General features: G+C 67.3%; 19 protein-coding genes. 4 read left to right on the plus strand and 15 right to left on the minus strand.

Annotated elements, in window-relative coordinates; all coding sequences use genetic code 11:
* Nucleotides 1–52: 52 nt before the first annotated feature.
* Both C8C93_RS20795 and C8C93_RS20800 read right to left on the minus strand, forming a co-directional pair.
* The gene (locus C8C93_RS20795; protein ID WP_121508149.1) at nt 53–1,024 is read right to left on the minus strand and encodes an alpha/beta hydrolase; all 972 of its coding nucleotides are present in this window, start codon (nt 1,022–1,024) and stop codon (nt 53–55) included.
* 53 nt (nt 1,025–1,077) lie between these two features.
* The gene (locus C8C93_RS20800) at nt 1,078–1,674 is read right to left on the minus strand and encodes a hypothetical protein (RefSeq protein WP_121508913.1); all 597 of its coding nucleotides are present in this window, start codon (nt 1,672–1,674) and stop codon (nt 1,078–1,080) included.
* A 228-nt stretch (nt 1,675–1,902) separates the two neighbouring features.
* Between C8C93_RS20800 and ompR the strand changes: the two genes are divergently transcribed.
* Both ompR and C8C93_RS20810 read left to right on the plus strand, forming a co-directional pair.
* Nucleotides 1,903–2,667, plus strand: coding sequence for a two-component system response regulator OmpR (ompR, locus tag C8C93_RS20805; RefSeq protein WP_121508150.1), 765 nt, complete (start codon nt 1,903–1,905; stop codon nt 2,665–2,667).
* The gene (locus C8C93_RS20810; RefSeq protein ID WP_121508151.1) at nt 2,664–4,046 is read left to right on the plus strand and encodes an ATP-binding protein; all 1,383 of its coding nucleotides are present in this window, start codon (nt 2,664–2,666) and stop codon (nt 4,044–4,046) included. Before ompR ends, C8C93_RS20810 begins: the two co-directional genes overlap by 4 nt.
* A 130-nt stretch (nt 4,047–4,176) precedes the next feature.
* On the opposite strand, the gene C8C93_RS20815 is transcribed toward C8C93_RS20810, so the two are convergent.
* Nucleotides 4,177–6,159 (minus strand): methyl-accepting chemotaxis protein, encoded by a 1,983-nt coding sequence (locus tag C8C93_RS20815; protein WP_121508152.1) that lies wholly within the window; start codon nt 6,157–6,159, stop codon nt 4,177–4,179.
* A 259-nt stretch (nt 6,160–6,418) separates the two neighbouring features.
* Between C8C93_RS20815 and C8C93_RS20820 the strand changes: the two genes are divergently transcribed.
* The gene (locus C8C93_RS20820) at nt 6,419–6,859 is read left to right on the plus strand and encodes an acyl-CoA thioesterase (protein WP_055400328.1); all 441 of its coding nucleotides are present in this window, start codon (nt 6,419–6,421) and stop codon (nt 6,857–6,859) included.
* Nucleotides 6,856–7,830, plus strand: coding sequence for an EamA family transporter (locus C8C93_RS20825; RefSeq protein ID WP_228897157.1), 975 nt, complete (start codon nt 6,856–6,858; stop codon nt 7,828–7,830). The genes C8C93_RS20820 and C8C93_RS20825 overlap by 4 nt, the downstream gene beginning before the upstream one ends.
* Before the next feature lie 119 nt (nt 7,831–7,949).
* Here C8C93_RS20825 and C8C93_RS20830 read toward each other — a convergent pair whose 3' ends face one another.
* The 12 genes from C8C93_RS20830 to def form a co-directional block, all read right to left on the minus strand.
* A complete protein-coding gene (locus tag C8C93_RS20830) occupies nt 7,950–8,954 on the minus strand; it encodes a succinylglutamate desuccinylase/aspartoacylase family protein (RefSeq protein WP_121508153.1) in 1,005 nt (334 codons plus the stop codon).
* Nucleotides 8,951–9,925: a tripartite tricarboxylate transporter substrate binding protein gene (locus tag C8C93_RS20835; RefSeq protein WP_121508154.1), complete on the minus strand. Its 975-nt coding sequence runs from the start codon at nt 9,923–9,925 to the stop codon at nt 8,951–8,953. Before C8C93_RS20835 ends, C8C93_RS20830 begins: the two co-directional genes overlap by 4 nt.
* A 125-nt stretch (nt 9,926–10,050) precedes the next feature.
* Nucleotides 10,051–10,947: a LysR family transcriptional regulator gene (locus tag C8C93_RS20840; protein WP_121508155.1), complete on the minus strand. Its 897-nt coding sequence runs from the start codon at nt 10,945–10,947 to the stop codon at nt 10,051–10,053.
* A 56-nt stretch (nt 10,948–11,003) separates the two neighbouring features.
* Entirely contained in the window at nt 11,004–11,831 is an 828-nt protein-coding gene (gene pyrF, locus C8C93_RS20845) for an orotidine-5'-phosphate decarboxylase (RefSeq protein WP_121508156.1), read from the minus strand.
* Nucleotides 11,832–12,022: 191 nt separating this feature from the next.
* Complete coding sequence (locus C8C93_RS20850; RefSeq protein ID WP_055400340.1) at nt 12,023–12,580, minus strand: FlgO family outer membrane protein; 558 nt, start codon at nt 12,578–12,580, stop codon at nt 12,023–12,025.
* The gene (locus C8C93_RS20855) at nt 12,577–13,266 is read right to left on the minus strand and encodes a hypothetical protein (protein ID WP_055400342.1); all 690 of its coding nucleotides are present in this window, start codon (nt 13,264–13,266) and stop codon (nt 12,577–12,579) included. The genes C8C93_RS20850 and C8C93_RS20855 overlap by 4 nt, the downstream gene beginning before the upstream one ends.
* Nucleotides 13,267–13,475: 209 nt before the next feature.
* Nucleotides 13,476–14,675, minus strand: a complete 1,200-nt coding sequence (locus C8C93_RS20860) for a phosphoglycerate kinase (protein ID WP_121508157.1) — start codon at nt 14,673–14,675, stop codon at nt 13,476–13,478.
* 238 nt (nt 14,676–14,913) lie between these two features.
* Nucleotides 14,914–15,252 (minus strand): AzlD domain-containing protein, encoded by a 339-nt coding sequence (locus C8C93_RS20865; RefSeq protein ID WP_121508914.1) that lies wholly within the window; start codon nt 15,250–15,252, stop codon nt 14,914–14,916.
* On the minus strand, nt 15,252–16,076 hold the full coding sequence (locus C8C93_RS20870) for an AzlC family ABC transporter permease (protein ID WP_121508158.1): 825 nt from the start codon (nt 16,074–16,076) through the stop codon (nt 15,252–15,254). The genes C8C93_RS20865 and C8C93_RS20870 overlap by 1 nt, the downstream gene beginning before the upstream one ends.
* The gene (fmt, locus tag C8C93_RS20875) at nt 16,073–17,062 is read right to left on the minus strand and encodes a methionyl-tRNA formyltransferase (RefSeq protein WP_121508159.1); all 990 of its coding nucleotides are present in this window, start codon (nt 17,060–17,062) and stop codon (nt 16,073–16,075) included. Before fmt ends, C8C93_RS20870 begins: the two co-directional genes overlap by 4 nt.
* 31 nt (nt 17,063–17,093) lie before the next feature.
* The gene (locus C8C93_RS20880; RefSeq protein WP_121508160.1) at nt 17,094–17,573 is read right to left on the minus strand and encodes a hypothetical protein; all 480 of its coding nucleotides are present in this window, start codon (nt 17,571–17,573) and stop codon (nt 17,094–17,096) included.
* Nucleotides 17,574–17,608: 35 nt separating this feature from the next.
* Entirely contained in the window at nt 17,609–18,118 is a 510-nt protein-coding gene (def, locus tag C8C93_RS20885) for a peptide deformylase (RefSeq protein WP_121421624.1), read from the minus strand.
* Between the last annotated feature and the right edge of the window lie 169 nt (nt 18,119–18,287).

Raw genomic sequence — 18,287 nt, forward strand, 5'->3', positions numbered from 1 at the left:
CTTATCTATAAAGCGCTAGCAGCTATTGATTCAGTAGCAGATTGCCGCTACATCACTGCAGGCGACGGGCCACCTCAGCGTCCAGCGATCCCATGAAGGCCTCCACCGCGCGGGTGTAATCGCTGTCCAGGCCCAGTTGGGCGTTGATTTCGCCATGGTCCAGGTCCTGCGGCAACACCTCGGCGCGGCCGCCCTGGTTGCGCACGTGGCGGGCCATGGCATCGGATTGCTGGCAGGGGTCGTCCGCCCGCTGGGTGGAGCACACCATCTGCATCGGCGGAGCGCCCGCCGTCCACTGGTGGAAGGGCGACATCGCTACCCAATAAGCCGGGTCAGTGCCAAATGCGTCGTCGTACAGCGGCAGGTGCGGGGCGCGCATTCGGGCGGGCACGTTCATCATGGCGCTGTCCAGCGAGACGGTGCCCAGCCACGGCCAGGCCCCTTCGCGCAGGGCCTGCGGGGCGCGGGCATTGAGCAGGGCCACCAGGTGAGCCCCGGCCGAGTGGCCCATGAGGATGAAGCGGCTCGGGTCTCCCCCCCAGGTGCCCGCGCGCTGCTGCGCGGCCATGAGGGCAGCCTGCACATCGCGCTCCTGCACGGCCACGGGGGCGTCGGGCAGCATGCGGTAATTGATGGAGATGAGGATGAAGCCCTTGGGCACCCAGCGGTTCACCTTCTCCTGCACCACGCGGCCCATGGCCTTGTCGCCATGCCGCCAGCCGCCGCCGTGCACCATGAAGATGACCGGCGCGCGCACCGCGCTGGCCACCAGGCTGTTGGTGCCTGTGGTGGGGCTGGTGGGTACATACACATCCATGCGCTGCGCCGGGTCGGCGCCGTAGGGCACATCGGCGATGCGCTGCACGCCGGCGGCCAGGACGGCCGGTGCGGCGGCGGCCTGCTTTTGTGCGATGAGGGCACGCAGGCGGCCACCGTTGTGCGCGGTGGTCTGGGCCTGCACGCTGGCGGTGGCCAGCGTGAGCGCGGCGAGGGTGGTCAAGGTGAGGGTGCGGCGCAGGGACATGGCAAGGCTCCTGAGTTCAGAGGGCGGCAATCGATGGCTGGGTCCAGACGGTGTTAAGGCCGCGTCGGACAAGCCATGGCTGTGCCGCTCGCGTCGTAGCAGGTGGCACTGCGGCTCAAGCCGCTGTCCTTGCTGTAGCTGCTCTGCGTCTGCACGCTGTTGCCGGTGGCCGCACTGGTGGCGGTGGTGCTGCGGGCCTGCTCCACGCTGCCGTCGGCATTGCGGCTTGCCCCGCCGCTGCTGTGCAGACTGCCCTGGGCATTCTGGGCGGACACCGTGCCGCTGTGGCTGGCACTGCCGTCTGCACTGCGGGTGGTGCTGCCCTGGCGTGCGGCCACCCCGCCCTGCGCGCCCACGGCGGCGCCGCGGCGGGTGACGCTGCCGTTGCCCTGCCCATCGGTGGTGGCGGTGCGGCCGCGCAGCATCGCACCATTCGGGCCGCTGCGCGCCACGCCGGTGTGGGTGGTGGTACTGCCATCGGCGTTATGTTCCACGCTCCGGCGGGTGCGGGCCTGCGCTTCGGTGGGGGCGGCCAGCGCCAGCACGGCGCTCAGCCCCAGGGTGGCGAGGGCGGGTAACACAAGCACACCCGCTGCCAGCGCGGGGCGGTGCAGCAGGTCGTTGTCAGCGGGGTGGGGCAGCAAAGGCATGGTGGTCAACTCCTTGGGGTTTGCCTTGGGGTGTGGCATGGTTGTACTGTGGGTCCCGGGTGTGAGCCATTGATGGCAGAAATCCGCCGATGTATGACAAACCATGACAAACGACCGCGGCTCCGTCATGCCTTGTCATGGCTTGGGGGTGCGTGGCCCGCCGTACCGTCCAAGTAGCGCCTACCATTGCCACCACGCCGCCTTCACTTGCCACGTTGCTCCCTGCCCATGACCGACCCCCTGGCCAAAATCCTGGTCGCTGATGACGAGCCCGATCTGCGTGCCCTGCTGCAGCGCTACCTCAGCGACCAGGGCTATACCGTGCGCACGGTCGATGGCGCGGGCCCGCTCGACGTGCTGCTGCAGCGCGAGCGCTTTGATGTGCTGGTGCTCGACGTGATGATGCCGGGCGAGGACGGCCTGGCCATCTGCCGCCGCCTGCGTGCGCAGGGCGAGACCATTCCCATCCTCATGCTCACCGCACGCGGCGACCCGGTGGACCGCATCATCGGCCTGGAGATGGGCGCCGACGACTACCTGCCCAAGCCCTTCAACCCGCGCGAGCTGCTGGCCCGTATACAGGCCATGGTGCGGCGCCAGCGTGTGCTGGGCGCCCACACCGGGCCGCGCCAGGCGGGTGGGCGCATTGTGTTTGGCGCGTTCACGCTGTGGCTGGACGAGCGCCGGCTGGAGCGCAACGACGGGAACGACGGCCACGGTGCGCAGGACGTGCCCCTGACCACCGGCGAATTCGCGCTGCTGCAGGCGCTGGCCCAGCAGCCACACCGACCGCTCGGGCGCGACCGGCTTATCGCGCTGGCCTATGGGCCCGACCACACCGCCACCGACCGCAGCATCGACGTGCAGGTGATGCGCCTGCGCAAGCTCATCGAGGCCGACCCGGCCCAGCCGCGCCACATCCGCACGGTGTGGGGCGTGGGCTATGTGTTTGTGCCCGATGGCGCTGCGCCGGGTGGAGGGGCGCAGCCATGACGGCACCCGCTCCCCCTGCCCGCCGTTGGGGGCTCTGGCCGCGCAGCCTGCTCGGGCGCAACCTGCTGCTGATGGCTGCGCTCATCGTGCTGGGGCAGCTGGTGGCGGCGGTGTTGGTGCGGCAGATGATCTTCAAGCCCCGTGTGGCGCAGGTGGCCGATGGCGTGGCGCGCAACGTGACTGCGCTGCGGGCCGGGCTGCAGGCGCTGCCTCCGGCGCAGCGCGTGGCGTTTGTGGAGGCGTTCAACCGGCAGGCCGCGCAGGCCACACCGCCCGCTCTGCCAGAAAGCGCAGCGCGGCGCGGTCTGCTGTCGCCCTTGGAGCGGCAGTTTGTGCAGGCGGTGTCGCGCCGCCTGGGGGCGGGCGATGCTGAAACACAACCCCCGCAACCTGTGTGGCGCCGCGACAGCACCGGGGTGCTGGCCTTGCGCATGGTGCACGAGGGCACTGACTACTGGCTCAACCTCCCCAGCGTATTCCCCACCCGTGAGTTCACCGGCGCCTGGCTGGCCGCCACGCTGGCCAGCATGCTGCTGGCGCTGCTGGGCGCGTGGTGGCTGCAGCGCCACATCAACCGCCCGCTGGTGCAGGTGGTGGGCGCGGCGCAGCAACTGGCGCACGGCCAGTCGCCCGCAACCCTGCCGGATGATGGGCCCGAAGAAATCGCCACCGTGGCGCGCAGCTTCAACCAGATGGCGCAGAGTCTGGCCGCCGCCGACCACGAGCGCGCACTGATGCTGGCCGGTGTGTCGCACGACCTGCGCACGCCGCTGACCAAGCTGCGCCTGGGGGTAGAGATTGCGGGTCCGCAGGTCGATGCGCCGCTGGCGGCCAGCATGGCGCGCAGCATCGACGAGATGGATGGCATCGTGGGCCAGTTCCTGCAGTTCGCACGCAGCGGTGAGGCCGAGGCGCCCACCACCGCATCGCTCAACGACCTGGCCCAGGCCGTGGCCGAGGCGCAGGCCGACCATGGCCGCGCGCTGGTGCTGGAACTGGGGGCCCTGCCCGACGTGCCCGTGCGCCCCCAGGCCCTGCGCCGCGCGCTGGAAAACCTGGTGGAAAACGCCTGGCGCCACGGTGCGCCGCCGGTGGTGCTGCGCACAGGGGCAGACGCCACCCAGGTATGGCTGGAGGTGCAGGACCAAGGCCCCGGCATCACCGCCGCAGAGATCGACCGCATGCGCCAGCCTTTTGCACGTGGCGGCGGCACGGCGCGTGCGGGCGCACCGGGGGCCGGGCTCGGTCTGGCGATTGCCGAGCGCGTGGCGCGCGCCCAGGGGGGTGCGCTGGAGTTGCATAGCGCCCCCGGCCAGGGGCTGCGCGCGCGGCTGGTGCTGCCGGTGGCGGGGCCGGGTGGTGAGCCTGCGACGGCGTGAACGGATGCGCAACGGAGGAGCGAGCGAGCTGCCCGGTCCATCCGCCGCTCCGCGCAGCGCCGCGGAGCCACGGGGCGCGCAGAGTTTGAATAGAAATGGCCGCTAGCGCTTGATGGGTAAGCACCAATAGCTATTGAATTTGTAGCGAATTTGTGGGACGTGGTGCCCTGTGCTGGCCCTGGCCTTCGTCCCCCAGACGGAACACCGACACCACCTGCACCAAGTCTTCGGCCTGGTTCTGCAGGCTGCTGGCGGCGGCGGCCATTTCCTCGACCAGGGCGGCGTTTTGCTGCGTGACCTGGTCCATCTGCGTCACGGCCTCGCCCACCTGGGCCACGCCCAGCGATTGTTCGTGGCTGGCCGCGCTGATCTCGCCCACGATGTCGGTCACGCGGCGGATGGACGCCACCACCTCGGTCATGGTGCTGCCCGCCCGGTCCACCAGGGCGGTGCCTTGTTCCACGCGCTCCACGCTGGCACTGATGAGGGCCTTGATCTCGCGCGCGGCCTCGGCACTGCGTCCGGCCAGGCTGCGCACTTCGCTGGCCACCACCGCAAAGCCCCGGCCCTGCTCGCCCGCGCGGGCCGCCTCCACAGCGGCGTTCAGGGCGAGGATATTGGTCTGGAAGGCGATGGAGTCGATCACGCCGATGATGTCCGAGATCTTCTGCGACGCGGCGTTGATGCCCTGCATGGTGTTGACCACCTGGGCCACGACCTCGCCGCCCTGGGTGGCCACGGTGCTCGCGCTCGCGGCCAGCTGGCTGGCCTGCTGGGCGCTGTCGGCGTTCTGGCGCACGGTGGCGTTGAGCTGCTCCATCGAGGCGGCGGTTTCTTCGAGCGCACTGGCCTGGCTTTCGGTGCGGGCAGAGAGGTCGGTATTGCCCTGGGCAATCTGCACGCTGGCCGTGGCCACGTTTTCAGAACCGTTGCGCACCTGGCGCACCACCTGCGTGAGCTGGCTGCGCATCTGCTGCAGCGCTTGCAGCAGCTGGCCGACTTCGTTGGTGCCGTGGGCCAGCGGGGCGCCGCTCAGGTCACCCTGCGCCACGGCGCGTGACAGCGCCACGGCCTGCGACAGCGGCACCGTCATCGAGCGCACAAACACCAGCGCCATGCCGCTGGTGGCCGAGAGCGTTACGACCAGCGCCAGAGCCACCCACAGCAGTCCCCGCTGCAGGTCGGACACCCGAGCCTGCAGCGCCTGGTCCAGGCTGGCCATGGACAGGTTGTTGAGCGCGTTCAGCGCTTCGATGGTGCGGGTGAAGGCGTCGAAATAGTCCTTGGAAGGCAGCTGGAGTTCGCTGGCGTTGATCACGTCGCGTTCGGCCATCTGCAGCGATTGCTGGATCTGGCCCTGCACGGCCTGCGCGCTGCTGCCCAGGGCGCGTTGGAGATCGGGGTTGCCTTGCAGGGCGCGGTCCAGTCCCCGGAAGGTGTCGGCCTGCAGCTCGGCCACACGCTGCTGCAGCACCAGCAACTGGCCCTTGCCCTGGGGCGTCAGCTCGCGTTTGCCCAGGGCGCTGGCGCCTTGCGCGCGCAGCATGCCCAGCTTTTCGCCCAGCATGGGCGCCTGCACCAGCGAGGCCTGGATCAGTGCGTGCGTGTCGGCGTCGGGGTCGATCTGCAGGCCATAGGCATGCAGCAAGGATTCGTTGAGCTGCAGCAGCGACGCGATGAGCTGTGTGTGCTGCGCCGTGCTCTGGGCCTGCTCGATGCTGCGTGCGGCCACGGCCTGCTCCAGCGTGCGCCAGGTCTGTTGGGCCTGGGTCCAGGCGGCCATCTGGGCGGCGGGCACCTTGGCGGCCGCAAAGCGGGTGGTGGCATCGTCCAGCGCCGCGTTGACGGCATCGCGCGCAGCGGGGCGGCGTGCCGCCAGGGTTTCGTCGCCGCCCAGCATGCCCACCGACAGGCCCCGGTGCACCTGCATCTGCTGCACGAGGCGGGTGAGTGCCTGCGCAGGGACCATGCCCTGCGCCTCGTGGCGCGCATGGCCAATGGCGTGCAGCGCATCGCGCACCGTCAGGTAGGTGGGCAGCGCACTCATCATGAGCCCGAGGGTTCCCAGGATGAGGAATTTTTCGAGCAGGTTCAAGCGGTGAAGAAGGGACATGGCAGTAGGCGCACGGTGGGTGTGTGCGCAAAAGGGTAGACCTCAGGGGGCGGGGTGTCGGCACCCGCCGACTGGGATGCGGCCCTCCATCAGGCCGCGCGGGATGTAACGCAATGTAGGGGGCTGTTTTGAGTAGGGTTTTGACTCAGGTCAATTTTCGCCGACCTGCGGGGCGTCTTTGGAGGCATGCAGGCGGGGCGGCGGCAGAGGGCGCGCTGGAGAATAATGGCTCCAACATCCGCCCCTTGGAGCACCTGGCATGCAATCGATCACCCTGCGTTTCCTGGCGTCGCAAAGCACCCTGCCCCAGGCCGGCCGTGTGCCCGGTGGCACCGTGCTGCGCTGGGTGGACGAGGCCGGCTTTGCCTGCGCCAGCGCCTGGGCCAAGGGGCCGTGCATCACCGAGTTTGTGGGCGGCGCGCATTTTGTGCACCCCATTCGCCCGGGGGATCTGGTGGAGGTGCATGCGCGCCTGGCGTCCACCACCGACACCGCCATGCACCTGGCCGTGGAGGTGCGCAGCGGTGGCATCCATGGCGAGCCGCTGCAAGAGGTGCTGCACTGCGTAGCGGTCTACACCGCCGTGGATGCCGACGAGCAGCCCCGTGCCATCGACAAATGGAGCCCCGAAACCCCCGGCGACATGGCCCTGGCCCAGCGGGTGAAGGCACACATTGACGCTGCGCGGGCTGCGCAGTGACGGCGCCTGTATCCGGCCCTCCAGGCCCGGTAGGTGGCCCGCTGCGTGCGCGCGACCTGCTGGCCGCCCTGGTGGTGGTGGTTCTGTGGGGCGTCAACTTCGTTGCGATGAAATGGGGGCTGCGCAGCTTCAGCCCCTTTCAGCTGGGCGCCGCGCGCTACCTGTGTGCCGCCTTGCCGCTGGTGCTGCTGGTGCGCCCGCCGCGCATGCACTGGCGCTGGGTGCTGTTGTTCGGGCTGTTCCAGGGCGTGGGGCAGTTCGGTTTTCTGTTTGTCGGGCTCAAGGTGGGCATGACGGCCGGGCTGGCCAGTGTGCTGCTGCAGACGCAGGTGTTCTTCACCGCGCTGTTCGGCTTTGCACTGCTGCGCGAGCGGCCGGGGTTGCCCTTGCGGTGGGGCATGGTGCTGGCCGCGCTGGGGCTGGTGTGTTTTGCGATGAACTACGTGGGGCCGGGCTCCGGGGTGGGTGTGGCGGCGGCCACCACGCTGGCCGGTTTGCTGCTGACGCTGTGCGGCGCTGCCATGTGGGCCTCGTCCAACATCGTGGCGCGCCTGGCGCAGCAGCAAAGCCCGGGGTTTGATCCGCTGGCGTTTGTGATCTGGAGCAGCCTGGTGCCGGTGCTGCCTTTTGTGGCGCTGTCTGCCGTGTTCGACCCTGACGCCGCACGCTGGCTGCAGTGGCAAACGCTGGCGGACGTGCCCTTGCTGTCGTGGGCGGCTGTGGCCTACCTGGGCTGGGCGGCCACCATTGTTGGCTATGCGCTGTGGACCAACCTGCTGCAGCGCTACCCTGCCAACCGCGTGGCGCCCTTCAGCCTGGCGGTGCCGGTGGTGGGGCTTACCGCAGGCTGGCTGCTGCTGGACGAGGGTGTGGCGCCCTGGCAGTGGGCGGGGATTGTGCTGGTGGTGGCAGCTCTGGCCTGTGTGGTGTTGGGGCCAAAAATACAAGCAAAAATGGCCTCTAGCGCTTGATGGATAAGCGCTAACAGCTATTAAATTTATAGTATTTGAAGGGGAAGAGGCGGAGGCTCCTGCCACCCACCGCCTCTGCAGTGCGCCTGTTGCGCCGCTACTGAGCTGTTGCTAAGCGCTTACAGCGCCCTGCGCCGCGCGAACCGCACCACCGTCACGCCAGCCCTCGCCTGGCGCACCGACGGCATCACCAGCACGCAGTTGTCGTACGGCGTGGTCACCGGCACACCGTCGTTGTCGCCGATCACGGTGCCAGCCTTTTCAAACAGCTCCAGCCCCGTGTAGGGCGCAACAAAGCGGAAGGCGCTGCTGGTGGCCACCACGGGGCCGGTCACCTCCAGCGCCCATTGGCGGGGCGCATCGGGCAGGCGCCAGCCGGGCAGTTGCTGCGCCAGGGCGTCGGCGCTCAGGGCGCCGGACTGTTCGATGAAGCGCACGCACTGGTCCTGCGCTACGGCGCGGCTGGCCGGGTCGCCATGGAAGCCACATTCAATGAGCAGCGAACGGGTGCTGTTGCCGTGGTCGTCTTCCAGCGCGCCAAACCGGCCGTAATCGCGCATGCGCACGCCGTCCTTGTGGCCCGCGTCCACCACGATGTGCTCGGGCGAGCGCATGGCGCGCGCCAGTTCCAGGTTGCGCGGCTGGATGCCGGTGAGCAGCAGTGGGGCCGAGGGCTCGTGCATCGAGTGGATGTCGAGCAGCCAGTCGGCCTGCGCCACAAACGGGCGCAGCGCGGCGGCGCGGCGGCGCTCGTTGGTATCGGCTGCGTTGATGCGCTCGTCCAGCCATTGGCGGTTGAGGTCTTCGTCGGTGAAGCGCGAGGCGTCGTGGTTGCTCGCGTCAAACCGGTCGAACGCATCGAGGTTGCAGAACGCCAGCGTGAGCGTGCCCTGCTGCGGCCGCACGCCCGCTTCGAGCAGGCCCTTCAAGGCCCAGGCGCCGCACAGCTCGTTGCCATGCACCAGCGCGCTGACCATCACGTGGCGGCCGGGTTCGCCCGAGTCAAAATGCCAGACGCCTTCGGTGCCGGTGTTGCCAACGCGCCAGGCGGTGATGTCGGGCGCGGGCAGCTCAAAGGCCAGCGGTGGAACGGCCGTGTTTTGGGGGGCGGTGCTGCTGCTCATTCTTCGATCTTGGCGAATTCCACAATCTTCTTGTACTTGGCGACTTCGGCCGCCAGGAACTGGTCGATGTTGACCGTGGTCGCAGCCACGGTGGAGCCGCTGGCTTCCATCTTCTTCTTGAACTCGGGCGACTGCAGGGTGTCGTTCAGCGCCTTCTTCACCTTGTCGAACACCGGCTTGGGCAGGTTGGCCGGGCCCATCAGCGCAAACCACACGCCAATGTCCACGTTCTTGTACTGCGGGGTTTCGGCCAGGGCCGGGATGTCCGGTGTGGCGGCGGAGCGTTTGGCTTCGGTGGTGCCCAGGGCGATCACCTTGCCGCTCTTGATGTGTGGCAGGCCGCTGGAGAGCACGAACACGCCATATTCCAGGTTGTTGCCCATGAGGTCGTTGGTGAGCGGCGCGACGCCCCGGTAAGGGATATGCGTCATGAAGAGCTTGCCCTGCTCCTTGACCATCTCGCCCGCCAGGTGCAGCGAGGTGCCCACGCCCGAACTGCCGTAGCTGAACTTGCCCGGGTTCTTGGCCACCTTCTGCGTGAACTCGGCCAGGTTCTTCACGCCCGCGCCGGTGGATGCCACCAGCACCAGCGGTTGCGAGGCGATGAGGCCGATGGCGGTGAAGTCCTTCACGTCGTACTTCACCTTCTTGGTCACCAGCTTGTTGATGGCAATCTCGTTGCTGGCGCCCACCAGAAAGGTGTAGCCGTCGGGTGTGCTGCTCGCCACCTTCTGTGCACCAATCGCGCCGCCTGCGCCACCGATGTTTTCAATCACCACCGGCACGCCCAGCTTGGCGCTCAATTCCGTGGCCACGGTGCGGCCGGTCAGGTCGGTGCTGCCCCCGGGTGGGTAGCCCACCACAATGGTGATGGGTTTGGAGGGATACACATCCTGTGCGAACGCCGGGGCCGCCAGGAGGGCCATGCCACACAGCAAGGCGGTGCGGCGCAGGGAGGGAGTGTTTTGCATGCGGGGCTCCAGTGAAGTTCTTGTGGGTGGAGCCATTGTGAAAAGGCGGGCACACGTCTGTGGTGCTGAAATGGCACCGAGGTGTGCCAAATAGGTTCTGCCCCCTCGGGCAAACCCTGGGGTGGTCAACGCTGCGCCAGGGCTTTCCAGAGCGCTTCGGCCACGGGGCCGAGTCGGCGTTTGGGGCGGTACAGGCGCACGTCGAAGCGCACTTCCATGCGCACATCGCCCGCAGGCGCAAGCCGTTTGGCCTGGCAATCGGCGTGCACCATGGACCAGGGCAGCCACGCCACGCCCAGGCCTTTTTGCACGTATTCGTAGTGCGCGTCGGCCGAGTCGCACTCCACCACCCGCTGCAGCCGGGGCGCATGCGGGTTCTGGGACAGATGGTCTTCCACCAGCCGCCCCAGCGCGAGCTGGGGGGCATAGGCCAGGTAGGGCACGGGCAGGTGGTCCTGCCCGAAGCGGTGCAGTGCCTGCCCTTGTGCCGTCGCCCGCGAAATGGGCACCAGCCGGTCGGACGCCACCGTGACATGCATGAACTGGCGCGCATCCAGCCGTATCGCCAGCGCCGGGTGGTGGTACACGAGCGAGAAGTCGGCTTCACCCCTTTCCAGCAGCGCCACGGTGTCTGCCAGGGCGCGGGTGCGTATGCACAGCTCGGCGTTTTGCAAAATGGGCTGCAGCCGCACCAGCCAGTCGGCCACCACCGTGCGTGCCAGCGTGCGGCCGGTGGCCAGCGTCACGGTGCGGGCTTGCCGGCCAGCCAGGCTTTGCAGTTCCTCGTGCGACTGCGCCAGGCTGCGCGCCATGTGGCCCGCAGTTTCCAGAAAGCTCTGCCCGGCAGGCGTCAGGGTGACGGGGCCGCCACCGCGCTCCACCAGCGGCGTACCCGCCCAGGCCTCCAGCGCGCGGATGCGGCGGCCAAAGGCGGGGTGCGTAACATGCCGCAGCTCGGCTGCCCGCGTGTAGCTGCGCTCCTGCGCCAGCACGATGAAGTCTTCGAGCCACTTGAGCTGCATGGGTGTGATCCGGGTGCAGCTGGGGCGCGAAGGTCGTAGGAGCTGAAAGTGGGGTGTCAGCGCGCGCGGGCCGCTTCGAGCACCGCGCGGGTGCGCTGGGCCTCGGTGCGCGCCGCCGCTGCAAAGTCGTCGCCCTTGGACGCGTACAGGATGGACCGCGACGAGTTCACGATGATCGGCCCGCCATCGCGCAGCCCGGCGCGCACGGTGGCAGCGGCGTCGCCACCCTGGGCGCCCACGCCCGGGATCAGCAGCGGCAGTGTGGGCGCAATGGCACGCACACGCTCGATCTCCTGTGGGTAGGTGGCACCCACCACCAAGCCCAGCTGGCCATTCTTGTTCCAGGGGCCTTGCGCCAGCCGTGCCACATGCTCATACATGAGCGGCTGGCCCTCGACACTGGCCAGGCGCTGGGTCTGCAGGTCGTCGCCGCCCGGGTTGGAGGTGCGGCACAGCAAAAAGGCGCCCTTGCCGTGGTAGGCCAGGTAGGGCTCGATGGAGTCGAAGCCCATGAAGGGCGACAGCGTGACCGCATCGGCACCGTAGCGCTCGAAGGCCTCCTTGGCGTACTGCTCGGCCGTGGAGCCAATGTCGCCGCGCTTGGCATCCAGGATCACCGGCACATGCGGCGCGTTGGCGCGCATGTGCTGCATCAGGCGTTCGAGCTGGTCTTCGGCGCTGTGGGCGGCAAAGTAGGCGATCTGTGGCTTGAAGGCACACACCAGATCGGCCGTGGCGTCCACGATGGCGGCGCAGAAGTCATAGATCTTGTGCGCATCGCCCTGCATTCCCGCAGGAAACCGCGTGGGCTCCGGGTCCAGGCCCACGCACAGCAGGGAGTTGTTTTGCGCCGTGGCGTCGCGCAGCATGTCGGTGAAGGTCATGGGGCCTGATTTTAGGTGGGGTGACAAGCACCGCCGCACGGTTTTCTGCCCGCCGCTGCGGCGCAGAGGACTCCGGGGTGTGGTCACGAGCCCGCAGTGGGCAACAAAAAAGGCCGTCGAGACGGCCTTTTTTGGGGTGGTTCGGGAGTCCCCGTACGCAGCGGGAGCACCCCTACCGAATTCGCATTCCCTCAGCGCGGTACCGCCAGCAGGCGCTGCACATCCCGGTCGTTGGGCAGTGCGTAGTCGTGGCCGCGGATGATGCGGCTGTCTTCCGTGCGCACGAGCTTCAGGCTCACGTAGGTGAAATTGGCAGCGGCCGAGTAGGTACCCACCAGCACCAGCGAGGCATTGTGGCTGCGGGCGATATCCTTGATTTCGCGGGACAGCAGCAACTCGCCAGCACCTTCGCGCACGAACACGTCGCCGCGCAGCTTGATTTCCTTCACGTTGAAACCGCTGGCCGCCATGTGCGAGGCGTATTGCTCGGACAGCGTGCGGCCCAGAGGGGCCGAGCGGCTCAGGTCGTTCACGTTGACCACGGTGGCCACCAGGACGGGGCCGCTGCCTGCAGCGCTCAGGTCGAAACCGGCGGTCAGCTTGGCCACAGCATCGCGGCTGCTGGTCAGGAACTGGTTGTTGGCGGCTTCCTGGTAAGTCGGATCGGTGCGCGTGGGCGCGCCATTGTTGGCACAGCCGGCCAGCAAAGCTGCTGCGGCCAGCGCGGTCAGAAGTGCTGCGGTTTTCATTGCGAAACTACCTTCATATTGACGTTCTTGTAGTACGACGGACGCATGAACAGCGGCGTGTCCGCGTTCTCGAGGTAGTACACATCGGTCTTGCGGGCCACATACTGGCCGCCGCGTGTGACCGTGGTGGTCAGGATCAGCTCGGTGTTGGTGGGGCCGCCCGAGTTGATGCTGGCGCCGTAGTCAGCCAGCGAGGTGGCACCCAGCGCGGCCAGCAGTTGCAGATCCAGGTGCTCGTGACGCAGGCCGTAGGCTGCCATCAGGCCCGCAGCGATCATCGTGAACTGGCCAGGAATGAAGTGGGGGCGGGGGCTGTTGTGACGAACCACCTGCGTGTTGTACGTCACGTTGAGTGCCTGGCCAGGATCCTGCAAAACAGGCGCACCGCTTTGCACGAGCTTGGTGATCAGGAAATCACGGAATGCCAGATCGAATGCGCTCGGGTTGGGGGGCAGCGCGACATGCAATTGCGTGCCAGGGGCCATGCCGGTCTTGTCGAGCGTGCTGAGGGTTTGCGCCACCACGTCGTTCGAGACCAGTTCCCAGTGGCCCGCCGAGCGGACCTTGGGTTGTACCGTCAGCTCAAAGTTCTCCGCCAGGGGAATGGGCGAACGATAAGCACATCCCGCCAAAGTAGCCACAGCGCCGGCCAATACCGCCAAGCTGACTGCCTTTGAAAATTTCATGATTCCCTCCTACGGACTTTGAGAGGCGGGGACATGAACAGATACATCCCACGCGATTGAAAAATAATTCTGGGCGCGATACTCAACAAAAACAAGAAAAAATTGAGGTAACTGCGCCCAGACACACGCAATTCGTTGTTTTTGGTCACAGATTGGCGTGCTTGCTTACGCGCGGCTGCATTTGCTTGTACCGGCGCGTGTAACAAATTTCAAACGATGGTAACGAAGCGTTTTTCGAGGATTTCGAACGCGGGCAGCGTCTTGCCTTCCAGCACTTCCAGAAAGGCGCCGCCGCCGGTGGAGATATAACCCACCTGTTTTTCGATGCCGTATTTGGCGATGGCCGCCAGGGTGTCGCCACCGCCAGCAATGCTGAACGCGGGTGATTCGGCGATGGCCTTGGCAATCTCGCGGGTGCCGTTTTCAAAGGCCGCGAATTCAAACACGCCCACCGGGCCGTTCCAGACGATGGTGCCTGCGGACTTGAGCTGGGTGGCCAGGCGGGCGGCGGTTTCGGGGCCGATGTCCAGGATCAGATCGTCCTCGGCCACGTCCTTGGCTGCCTTCACGGTCGCTGGGGCATCGGCGGCAAAGGCCTTGGCGGTGACCACATCGGTGGGGATCGGCACTTCGGCGCCGCGCGCTTTCATGGCGGCGATCACGGCGCGCGCTTCGTCCAGCAGGTCGGGTTCGGCCAGGCTTTTGCCGATGGGCAGGCCCGCCGCCAGCATGAAGGTGTTGGCAATGCCGCCGCCCACGATGAGCTGGTCCACCTTGTCGGCCAGGCTCTTCAAGATGGTGAGCTTGGTCGAGACCTTGGAGCCCGCCACGATGGCAGCCAGCGGGCGCTGGGGATGGGCCAGGGCCTTGGTCAGGGCGTCGATCTCGGCCGACAGCAGCGGGCCGGCGCAGGCAATGGGGGCGAATTGTGCGATGCCGTAGGTCGTGCCTTCGGCGCGGTGGGCGGTGCCAAAGGCGTCGTTCACGAAGATGTCGCACAGCGCAGCCATCTTGCGGGCCAGGTCTTCCTTGTTCTTTTTCTCGCCCACGTTCAGGCGGCAATTTTCCAGCAGCACGACCTGGCCAGGGGCAACGGTGACGCCGTCCACCCAGTTCGAGACCAGCGGAACATCGCGGCCCAGCAGCTCGGACAGGCGTGCGGCCACGGGGGCCAGCGAGTCCTCGGGCTTGAACTCACCCTCGGTCGGGCGGCCCAGGTGGCTGGTCACCATGACGGCCGCTCCGGCGTCCAGCGCCATGCGGATGCAGGGGATCGAGGCGCGGATGCGGGTGTCTTCGGTGATGCGGCCAGCATCGTCCTGGGGAACGTTCAGGTCGGCACGGATGAAAACGCGCTGGCCTTGGGCCTTGCCTTGGGCGCACAGATCGGAAAAGCGGAGGATGTTCATGGCGGGAGGGGTGGATTGAATCGGGCTCTTGAGGGCTGCCATTTTAGTGAGCGAAGCCCATGCGGCTCCCGCGCCCGTGCCAGTGCAACCGCGGAACTGGCTTTGCCAGGCCCCTGGCGTCGTCCTCCTGGGGGCTGAGGGGCAGCGGCTCCAAGCCTGCCTGCGCAGGCTTGGACTGCACCGAAGAGCCACCGCCTCTGGCGGCGGCACTGACGCACACGGCTCAGGGGGTGCTCCTCTACCAATTCCAGCCGATGTGCAGCGGCATGTACACCACCATGCCAACCACGATGGTGCCCAGGATGCCGCGCCGCCAGAAGTAGTAGGCGGTGGCGCACAGGACGGCAGGGATGCGCGCGTCCATGAACGTGCCGATGAGTTCGCCATGGGTCATCAGGATCTCGGGCGCGATCACGGCGGTGAGGGCGGCCAGAGGGGCGTACTTGAGCCCGCGCTTGAGCCAGTCGGGCAGCGGCAGCTCGCGCTCGGGGATCATGAAGAACGAGCGCGACACCACCGTGATCACGGCCAGGCCGAAGATGGCGATGGAGGGTTCAATCCAGGACCAGTCGTTCATCATGGATGGCGCTCCTCGCGCAGTGGCACCACGTCGCCCGCCTCGACCTGCTCGCGTTCTTCAGGGGGCAGCACGCTGTCGGCGGGCAACAGGACCAGTTCGGGCTTGTGGCGGCGACGGTCCACTGCTTCCATCAAGAGGCCCGCAGCCACCGCTGCCGCAATGGCCACCAGGATGTTGAGCTTGAGCGGCAGTGCAAACGCGGCAATCGCAGCCGTGGCGGCGACACCGGTGGCCAGCCAGGTGGCCCGGTCGAACAGCAACGACAGCAGCACACCCAGTAGCGCCAGCACGCCCGCAAACCCCAGGCCCCAGGACAGCGGCACGGCATTGGCCAGCAGAATGCCGGCGATGGACGGCACCTGCCAGGCCAGCCAGTTGGTGCTGGCAGCACCCCAGAAATACGGCACCTGCTCGGGTTGGGGGCGCGGCTCCGGAAAGCGCTTCATGAAGGCCACGTAGATCACATCGCCGCTGAAATAGCCCACCGCCAGGCGCTGGCGCAGCGGCAGGTGCGCGAAGTAGCTGCGCCACATGCTGCTGAAGATCACAAAACGCAGGTTCACACAGCTCGCCGTGAGCCAGACCACCCACAGCGGCGCGCCCACCGCCATCAAAGGGATGACCGCCAGCTGCGCGCTGCCGGCATACACCACCAGCGACATGAAGATGGCCATCCCAATGGGCAGCCCGCTCTTGACCATGACCACTCCGGTGACCAGGCCCCAGGCCCCGATGCCCACGGCCGTGCCCGCCATGTCGACGGCGGCCACGCGAAAGGAGGGGTGGCGCAGTGTGTTGCCGATGGCGGCCCGGCGGCTCATGCCGGTGTCGCGGCGGTAGTGGGCGCAGCGCCCAGCACCATGCCGGGCTGCAGGTCAAAGCCCCGCAAGAAATCGGCCGCTGCGAGCCGCTTGCCCCCCGCGCGCTGCAAGGTGGTCAGGCGCAGCGTGCCTTCGCCGCAGGCGACCGTCACTCCGTCGCCATTTACCGACAAAATTTGGCCATTGCGCTTATCTGTATTGGATTTGTTGCTATCAATTTCATAACTCCACACTTTGATCGTTTCCCCGGCGCATTCGGTGCTGGCTCCGGGGAACGGGTCAAACGCCCGAATACGCTGGCCGATCACCGTGGCGGGCAGCGACCAGTCGATGGTGCTCTCGGCCTTCTCGATCTTGTGGGCGTAGGTGATGCCCTCGGCGGGCTGGGGCACGGCCTTCAGCCCTCCACAGGCGGCCAGTTCCAGAGCCTCCACGATCATGCGGCCCCCGAGCGCGGCCAGCCGGTCGTGCAGGGTGGCGGTGGTGTCTGTGGGCGCAATGGCCAGCCGCTCCATCAGCAGCATGTCGCCGGTGTCCAGGCCAGCATCCATCTGCATGATGGTGACGCCGGTTTCTGCATCCCCGGCCTCGATGGCGCGATGGATGGGCGCGGCGCCGCGCCAGCGCGGCAGCAGGCTGGCGTGGATGTTCAGGCACCCTTGGGCTGGGAGATCCAATACCCACTGTGGCAGGATGAGTCCATAGGCGGCCACCACCATCACATCGGCCTGCGCAGCCACCAGCGCATCTCGCGCGGCGGCTGCATCGTCGGGGTATTTGCCGTCAAGGCGCAGGCTGCGGGGCTGCGCCACCGGGATGCCGTGTTCCAGCGCGCATTGCTTGACGGGGGAGGCCTGCAGCTTCATGCCGCGCCCCGCGGGGCGGTCGGGCTGGGTCAGGACCAGGGGCACCGTGAACCCTGCGGCCAGCAGCCGCTCCAGCGCCACGCGGGCAAATTCGGGCGTGCCGGCAAAAATGACTCTCATGGGAAACCGTTGTCAGGAGGTAAGTACGCACTCAGTCGCGCGCGTTGTCAAAATGGGGAAGCTCGTCCGTGAATAGCACCTGCCGTACCACGCCCTGGCGGTCTAGGTGGACGTGGGCAAGGCGCGGGTCGGAGTTCTGGCGGAAGCGGTAGGTCCAGATGTCGCCCTCGAACCGCGCCACACGCTCCACGCGCAAAGGCGCGCCAAAGGTGCGCTGCACATCGGCGGTGGTCCATATGCCCACCGGAAGGTTCTCAAAGCGCGCCTGCGTCAGCACCTGCTCGTTGCGCACCAGCCTGCCGCTGGCGTCGAAATCCAGGTTGTAGGCCGCAAACCCTGCGGGCAGTTCGGAGTACAGCAGCCGCTCGCCGCTTGGCAAAGGGAAGGAGGCGGTGGGCGGCCCCAGACGGGCAACCACCTCGGCGCGCAGCGCGCCGGCTTTTTCGCGGGCTGGCAGCGCACAGCCCGAAATTTGCACCGCCAGCACAAGAAGCGCCAGGCGCGCCAGCACTCCGCCACCCCTGCGGGTGCAGAGCGCCGGACCGGTCACTCGCGCGCCCCCCGCTGCTGCTTGACCATCTTGGTCTTGATGCGGTTGCGCTTGAGTGGGGAGAGGTATTCCACAAACACCTTGCCCATGAGATGGTCCATCTCGTGCTGGATGCACACCGCCAGAAGGCCATCGGCCTCAATGACGCGGGACTGGCCCTGGGCGTCCAGTGCCCGCACATGCACGGCATCGAAGCGTTCAACGCCGTCGTAGATGCCGGGTACCGAGAGGCAACCTTCTTCGTTGAGGTGCTTTTCGGCACTGGTCCAGACCAGTTCGGGGTTGATGAGCACCAGCGGCTGGTTGCGTTCCTCAGAAACGTCGATGACCACCAGGCGCTCGTGCACGTCCACCTGGGTGGCGGCCAGGCCAATGCCATGGGCGTCGTACATGGTGGCCAGCATGTCGGAGACCAGCGTCCGGATGCGGTCGTCCACCGCCGCAATGGGGCGTGCAACCTTGTGAAGCCGGGGGTCCGGGTAACAGAGAATGGGAAGGATTGCCATGAAAGCTGCCAAGAGATGTCGCTATTTTCGCCACTTTTAAGGCCTGCTGCAGCGCCGCCAGCCAATAATCGTTGCCGAATCAAGGGCTTGAGCAGAGAATCTAAGAAGCTTTGTAACGTATTTGCCCGGCTGCGCGGTTGCTCCGTGCGTCGAGGTGCCAGCGAGGGGG

The organism is Acidovorax sp. 93, assembly GCF_003633835.1.
Lineage (GTDB): Bacteria > Pseudomonadota > Gammaproteobacteria > Burkholderiales > Burkholderiaceae_C > Acidovorax > Acidovorax facilis.